Below are 7,138 nucleotides of genomic sequence, written 5' to 3' on the forward strand. Positions count from 1 at the left end.
GCGCGGCGGCGCCGACCGCCCAGGCCTCGGGGAACACCGCCGGGACGATCATCATGACGATGGTGCCGACGAGGTCGGCGAAGAGCGCCCAGCGCACGCCCAGCAGGCGGTTGACCGCGGTGACGAGCACCGCGCCGAGCAGCCCTCCCACCCCGATCGAGCCGAGCAGCAGGCCGTACCCGGCCGGGTCGAGGTCGAGCACCCGGACGGCGTAGGAGGGCAGCAGCGCCAGCCAGGCGCTCCAGCAGGCCACCAGCGCCGCGATGGTCAGCGACATCGTGCGGAGCAGGCGGTGGCGCCAGAGGAAGGCCAGCCCCTCGACCATCTCCTCCCGGACCCTCCCCGGCCGGAGGGGCCGGCCGGAGTCTCCCTCCCCGGGGGCGCTCACGCGGAACCGGCCGGCCAGCAGCGCGAGCAGCACCGCCCCCAGGGCGAAGGCCGCGGCCGACGAGCCCAGGGCCAGCGCGGCGCCGACGCCGGCCAGCAGGCCACCGACGGCCGGCCCGGCGAACTCGTTGGCCACGGTCTCGGCGCCGGCGATCCAGGCGTTGACCGGACCGAGCCGCTCCCGCGGCACGGCCGCCGGGACCAGGGCGCCGACGGCGGAGGACGCCACCACCTCGGCCAGGCCGATGGACAGGCCCGCCAGGTAGAGCACCGGCAGCGACAGCGCGCCGGCGGCGACGGCCGCCAGCAGGCCCAGCACGGCCACGAGCCTGACCAGGTTGGCCGCGGCCGCCAGCCGCCTGCGGTCGCCGCGGTCGACGAGCACCCCGACATGGAGCGAGGCCAGCAGCCACGGCAGCGTCAGGGTGAGCCCCACCCCGGCGACCAGACCCGGCGAGTCGGTGAGGCCGACCGCCAGCAGCGGGAGCACGACCTTCGCCACCCCGTCGGCCAGGTTGGTCGCCACGGTGAACCCGACGAGCACCCTCTCGTTACGCCGCACTGTCACGTCCCCGCCTCACCCAGAAGATCACAGTAACCACCTAAAGCCTTTAGATGGTCACACTTTATCCGTTCGGCTGGCCGGGTGGAAGCCGCAGGGGTCCACAGGCCGCCGACCAGCCAAAACCCCCATATCACCTCAATAGCTTGTTCTTAGAACGCTCTCGATATATCTTTGAAGCATCGAGAACGATCGAAAGACGGTCGCGACAGGAGGAGGAACCATGACTTCCGCACACACGATGGGCGGTCACTGGACCGGCGCCATCCCGCACGAGGTGCGGCGCCAGATGAGACGCGCCGCCAGGGAGGCCTGGCGGAACATGGCCGCCGGCTGGCAGCAGGACGAGCCTCACCACGGCGGGCCCGGCCCGCACGGATGGGGCTCCCACGAGCACCGGCACCGGGGGCGCCGCGGCGGCCCCTTCCCCGGCGGTCCCTTCCCGTGGGACTTCGGCAGGGGCGGCCCGGGGCGCGGCGGTCCGTTCGGCGGACGCTCGCCGTTCGGCCGGGGGCGCAAGGCGAAGCGGGGCGACGTCCGCGCCGCGATCCTCGCCCTGCTGTCGGAGGAGCCGCGCAACGGCTACCAGATCATCCAGGAGATCGACCGGCGCAGCCAGGGAGGCTGGAAGCCCAGCCCCGGCGCGGTCTACCCGGCGCTGCAGCAGCTCACCGACGAGGGCCTGGTCCTGGCGGAGGAGAGCGACGGCCGCAAGTCCTTCCGGCTCACCGAGGCGGGCCGGACCTACGTGGCCGAGCACGCCGACGAGGTGCGCGCGCCCTGGGAGGAGATGACACCCGACGTCGACGACAGCACCTGGGAGCTGATGAACCTGGCCCGCCAGTCGGGATTCGCCATGTTCCAGATCCTGCAGACCGGCAGCGACGCGCAGATCCGCCAGGCCCAGCAGATCCTGACCGAGACACGCCGCAAGCTGTACCAGATCCTGGCCGACGGCGACTCCGGCGAGGAGTGAGCATCCGATGACGTCCCGGGACGACCTCCGCATCGGAGACGCCGAGCGTGACACGGCCATGACGGCCCTGCGCGAGCACTACGCGCAGGGCCGCCTGACCCACGAGGAGCTCGACGAACGCATCGAACGGACCCTGGCCGCGCGTACCGGCGGGGAGCTGGCCCTGGTCTCGGCGGACCTGCCTGACCTGTACGGCTCCCGCCACGGAGATCAGGACGCTCCCGAGCACGGATGGGAGGACTGGGGACCCGGCCGGCCCGGGCCGTGGCACGGGGGCCGCGGCCACCACGGACGCGGTCCCCGCCGGGCGGGCCGCCACCCCGCCGCCTGGCACCACCACGCGGCCTGGCACCACCGGACGGGCCGCCGGGGCGGGCCGCCGATCGCCCCCTTCCTGATGCTGATGCTGGTCGTCGGGGTGGCGACCACCGGGTTCTGGTCGCTCAAGTTCGTCTTCGCCGCCTGGCTGGCGGTGGCCGTGCTGGGCCTGCTCCGCCGCAGGCGGTGGCACCACCCCCGGACCGGCCGCCCCGGCCACTGAACACCCCGGCCGCCGGGCGCCCCGGCCCGGTCAGCGCAGGGACTCCCGGAGCCGTCGCATCTCCCCCGCGATCCGCTCCAGCGTCCAGTGGGCGTTCAGGCCGCTCGGGTTGGGCAGCACCCACACCCTCGCGCCACCGATTCTGTCCTCCAGCGGTCCGATCGCCGCCTTCGGCCGGGCGAACGCCATCCGGTAGGCGGTCACCCCGGCCACCGCCACCACCTGGGGCCCGACCTCTGCGACCAGCTCCGCCAGCCGCTCGCCGCCCTCGCGGAGCTCCCGCGCCGACAGCTCGGCCGCCTGCGCGGTGGCCCGCGCCACCACGTTGGTGATGCCCAGCCCGAAGGAGGGGAGCAGATCCTGCTCGGCCGGGGCCAGCAGCCGGGGAGTGAAGCCGGAGCGGTGCAGCGCGGGCCAGAAGCGGTTGCCCGGCCGGGCGAAATGGCAGCCGGTGGCCGCCGAGTAGAGCCCCGGGTTGATGCCGCAGAACAGCACCTCCAGCGACGGCCCCAGCACGTCGCCGACCGTCCGGTCCCTGGCCGCGTCGAGCTCGGCCCGCGTCGGCGGCCCGGCCCTGACGGCGGGGGCGGCCGGGGGCGCGGCGGCGGAGGGCTCCGCCGGGGGCACGGGGTTCACCTCTGGCACGGGCACGGACCCTAGCCCATCTCCTCCAGTCTGCGCCCCTTGGTCTCCCGCACCATGAACATCACGAAGAAGAAGGACAGCGCGGCGAAGAAGGCGTAGCCCACGTAGGCCCCGGCCAGGCTCCACGCCGCCAGGGACGGGAAGGAGACGGTGATCAGCCAGTTGGCCACCCACTGGGCGGAGGCTGCCACCGACAGCGCGGCGGCCCTGATCCTGTTGGGGAACATCTCGCCGAGCAGCACCCAGACCACGACACCCCAGGACAGCGCGAAGAACAGCACGAAGACGTGCGCGGCGATCAGCGCGACGGTGCCCTGCGTCTCCGGCAGCCTGACGCCCGCCCCGGTGCGGACCCCCGCGCTGAAGGCCCACGCGGCCACGGCGAGCGAGACCGCCATGCCCGCCGAACCGATCAGCAGCAGCGGCTTGCGGCCGATCCGGTCGACCAGCGCGATGGCGATGAACGTGCCGACGATGTTGATGATCGAGGTGGAGAAGCTGATCAGCAGTGAGTCGCTCTGGTTGATCCCGACCGACTGCCACAGCGACGCCGAGTAGTAGAAGATCACGTTGATGCCGACGAACTGCTGGAAGACCGAGAGCAGGATGCCGATCCAGACGATCGGCAGCAGCCCCAGCGTCGGGCCGCGCAGGTCACGCATCCGGGGCCGGTGCTCGCTGCGCAGCAGGTTGTAGATCTCCGTCACCCGGGTGTCCAGGTCGACGTTGTCGCCCTCGACCTCCCGGAGCACCTGGCGGGCCTGCTCCGTCTTGCCCACCGCGATGAGATAGCGCGGCGACTCGGGGATGATGGTCGAGAACAGCAGGTAGAGCAGGGCGGGGACCAGGCAGGCGCCGAGCATCCACTGCCACGCCTGCAGACCGAACAGCTCGTTGTTGACGTTGCCCCCGGCTGTCTTCGCGATCGCGTAGTTGACGAGCTGGGAGACCGCGATGCCCAGCACGATCGCGAGCTGCTGGAAGGACCCCAGGCGGCCCCGGTAGGCGGGTGGCGCGACCTCGGCGATGTAGGCGGGGCCGATCACCGAGGCCATGCCGATCCCGACGCCGGCGAGCACCCGCCAGAAGGCCAGGTCCCAGATCGCGAACGGCAGCGCCTGGCCGACGGAGCTGACCGCGAACAGGAGCGCGGCCACCTGCATGGTCCTGGTGCGCCCCCAGTGGTCGGCTATGCCTCCGGCGATCCACGCGCCCACCGCCGATCCCAGCAACGCGATCGCCACCACGACGCCGATCTGGACCGGACCGACCCCGAAGTGCTTCTGGATCCCGGTGACGGCGCCGTTGATGACGGCGCTGTCGTAGCCGAACAGGAACCCGCCCAGCGCCGCTGCGGCGGTGATGAAGACGACGTGTCCGAGGTGCTCGCTGGATGTGCCCGAAGAGGCGGTGCCGACCATGACGGTCCTTTCCCCCGAAGAACGCAGGTATCCCTGGATCGACCGCGAGAGATCGCACCCGATCCGGTCCGGGGGGCTTGTTCACGACATGAGCTGCGAAAACGTAATTCGACTTAATGGAGAGTGTCTCACAGCGTCCCGCTGTGGATCAGCGCGGCTCTCGGGTTCCCGGCCCGCGCAGCCGGTGCCCGGCCACGGCGGACGCCCGCCCCCGGGACCCGCACACCGCAACTGCCCACTGTCGGAGCCCGCGCACAGCCGGCCGGCTGCCCGGACACGGTGCCCGCGCACGGCGGATGCCCGCCATCGGAGCCCGCGCACAGCCGGCCGGCTGCCCGGACACGGCGGATGCCCGCCCCCAGGGACGGGAGCGGGCATCCGCCGTGCGGGCATCCGCCGTGCGGCCGCCCGCCGGGCCGTCCGGCGCCGGTCGGCGCGGGATCGCGGCGGGCCCGCGAGGTCGCGGCGGCCCCGTGGGATCGGCGGCTACCAGCGCAGGATCGCGGCGAGCCCGTCGAACTCGGCCAGGGCCTCGGACGCCTGCTGGTCCAGCACGATCACCTCGGCGTCGATGTCCAGGGCCCGTTCGATCATGCGCTCGCCCATCCTGGGCTCCTGGACGAGCGTCTGCTCCGACTCCCCCTGCGGGACCTGGTCCGGGGGCCAGAGCCGCCCGTCGGCCGTACGGCTGCCGCTCCACTCGCGGGACTCGGCCAGCAGCAGCTGCGCCACCCGGCTCTCGTTCAGCGCGTTGAGCGTGTCTCCCATGCCGAGGGCCCCGCGCCCCCCGGACAGGGCGGCGTCCTTGGCCCGCTCCGCCAGCTCGGTGGCACGCCGGGTCCGGGCGGCCAGCAGCTGCGGTTCCGCGTACTCGGCGATCTTCGCCGGGGGCAGCGAGTCGACCACCGCGTCGATCTGGATGACGTCTCCGGTCAGCTCCGCCGCCACGACCTCGGTCAGCTGGACGTCGCCGACCAGCACGACCGTGGTCCAGCCCCGGCTCTCGGCCTGCTGGGCGACGTCCGGCGCGGCGGCGCGCACCAGCCTGGTGAGGTTGTCCTCGACCCGGCGCTCGAACCTGTCCCGGTGCGCCGCCCCCTGCCGGGCGAGCTCCGAGGCGGCCGGGCCGCGCATCTGCCGCCAGTCCTCGGCGGAGACCTCGAAGTACGCCCGCTCGGCGTCCTCGGCCGTGCCGTACCGATAGTCGATCATGCGCAGCCCGTCCCGGGAGACGAGCACGAGGCCGGCTGGCGGCGCGGTCTCGACCGTGTTGACCAACGGGCGCACGTAGGCCGTCGACTCCAGCACGATCTGGTCGGCGACCGGCAGCTGGAAGGAGAAGGTCCACACCTCGTCACTGCTGATCGGCGCGAACAGCACCCGCCCCAGCCCCGACTCGGTCGGGTTGAGCAGCAGCCCGAGCTCCTGGTCCAGCCCCTCCAGCCGTTTGAGGACGGCCATCCGCCGCGCCCGGTCCCCGTCGGCCGAGACCTGCTCCCGCAGTTCGGTGAGCTGGTTGCCGAAGCGGATCCGCCACGCGGGCCGGACCGCCGCCTCCTCCCGGGGGTCGGCGGTCACGTAGAACGACAGCACTCCCTGGTCGTCGTGGATGGCGACGACGTCCCGCAGAGCCGCACGATCGAATCTCATGACGCCCCCCTGGTGGTCCGGCCTCCAACGATATGGACCTGTATGGGGGGAGCGATCGCCCGAATCGGGAAAATGCCTTCCTTCTTCACCTGTCTTTACCTGGAGATCACAGACGCGGGTCCACCGGCTCGGACTCCAGCGCCAGGACGGCGAAGACCGGCTCGTGCACGCGCCACAGCGGCTCGCCCTCGGCCAGCCTGGACAGCGCCTCCAGCCCGAGGGCGTGCTCGCGCAGGGCGAGGGAGCGCTTGCGCCCCAGGAAGCGGCGGCGCAGGACCTCCAGGCTCTCGGTGTAGTCGGGGCCGTAGATGATCCGCAGGTATTCCCGCCCGCGCACCTTGATCCCCGGCTGCACCCGGCCCCCGGGCACGGCCGCGCCCGCTCCGCCCGCCCGCTCGCCGTCGGCCTCCCGCGGCCACCGCAGCGGCTTGACCACCATGCCCTCCCCGCCGTCGGCGGTCAGCGCGGACCACCAGTCGGTCGCCGCGTCCCTGGACTCCTGCGAGGCCAGGTCGACGGAGACGTGCCGGGTGGGCGCGATCAGCGGATCGGTGAGCCGGGAGAGCATGTCCAGGTGCCAGGAGTGCGTCTCCTCGGCGGCGGTCGCCCGGCCCTCGCAGGCGAGGATCTGGAACGGCGCCAGCCGTATCCCGTCCAGACCCGAGACCGGCCAGCAGTAACGCGCATACGCGTCCCGGAACCGGGCAGCGTTGGCGTGGCGGCGACGGGTGCGGCCCAGTAGATCGCCCACATCCAATCCGCGCCCGGCCGCCGCCTCCAGGACGGTGATCGCCTCGGGCAGCGCCGTGCGGGCCGCGGCCCCCACCGAGGCGTACTGGCTGCGGATCAGCCCCTCCGCCTTCGCCGACCAGGGCAGCAGCTCGCAGTCGAGGGCGAGCCAGCCGGTGCCCAGCTCGTCCATGAGCGGCGCGCACGCCCGGCTGAGCCGGTCCACC

6 protein-coding genes and 1 pseudogene are annotated in these 7,138 nt (G+C 73.0%); 2 read left to right on the forward strand and 5 right to left on the reverse strand.

Annotated elements, in window-relative coordinates:
• Positions 1-955, reverse strand: a 955-nt coding sequence (locus ACWDS7_RS44945) for an MFS transporter (protein WP_451934280.1), incomplete at its 3' end; no start/stop codon positions are given.
• Positions 956-1,172: 217 nt separating this feature from the next.
• Between ACWDS7_RS44945 and ACWDS7_RS44950 the strand changes: the two genes are divergently transcribed.
• Positions 1,173-1,925, forward strand: a complete 753-nt coding sequence (locus ACWDS7_RS44950) for a PadR family transcriptional regulator (protein ID WP_306867642.1) — start codon at positions 1,173-1,175, stop codon at positions 1,923-1,925.
• Between the two features lie 7 nt (positions 1,926-1,932).
• The gene (locus ACWDS7_RS44955) at positions 1,933-2,466 is read left to right on the forward strand and encodes a DUF1707 SHOCT-like domain-containing protein (protein WP_451934281.1); all 534 of its coding nucleotides are present in this window, start codon (positions 1,933-1,935) and stop codon (positions 2,464-2,466) included.
• A gap of 30 nt (positions 2,467-2,496) precedes the next feature.
• On the opposite strand, the gene mug is transcribed toward ACWDS7_RS44955, so the two are convergent.
• The 4 genes and pseudogenes from mug to ACWDS7_RS44975 all read right to left on the reverse strand — a co-directional run.
• Positions 2,497-2,982: a G/U mismatch-specific DNA glycosylase gene (gene mug, locus ACWDS7_RS44960; protein ID WP_451934284.1), complete on the reverse strand. Its 486-nt coding sequence runs from the start codon at positions 2,980-2,982 to the stop codon at positions 2,497-2,499.
• A 140-nt stretch (positions 2,983-3,122) separates the two neighbouring features.
• Positions 3,123-4,532 (reverse strand): sugar porter family MFS transporter, encoded by a 1,410-nt coding sequence (locus ACWDS7_RS44965; protein ID WP_451934282.1) that lies wholly within the window; start codon positions 4,530-4,532, stop codon positions 3,123-3,125.
• A gap of 486 nt (positions 4,533-5,018) precedes the next feature.
• Complete coding sequence (locus tag ACWDS7_RS44970) at positions 5,019-6,182, reverse strand: VLRF1 family aeRF1-type release factor (protein WP_451934283.1); 1,164 nt, start codon at positions 6,180-6,182, stop codon at positions 5,019-5,021.
• Between the two features lie 106 nt (positions 6,183-6,288).
• Positions 6,289-7,138, reverse strand: a pseudogene (locus ACWDS7_RS44975) (polynucleotide kinase-phosphatase); the annotation flags it as partial.

It is taken from the genome of Streptosporangium sp. NPDC003464 (assembly GCF_053588315.1).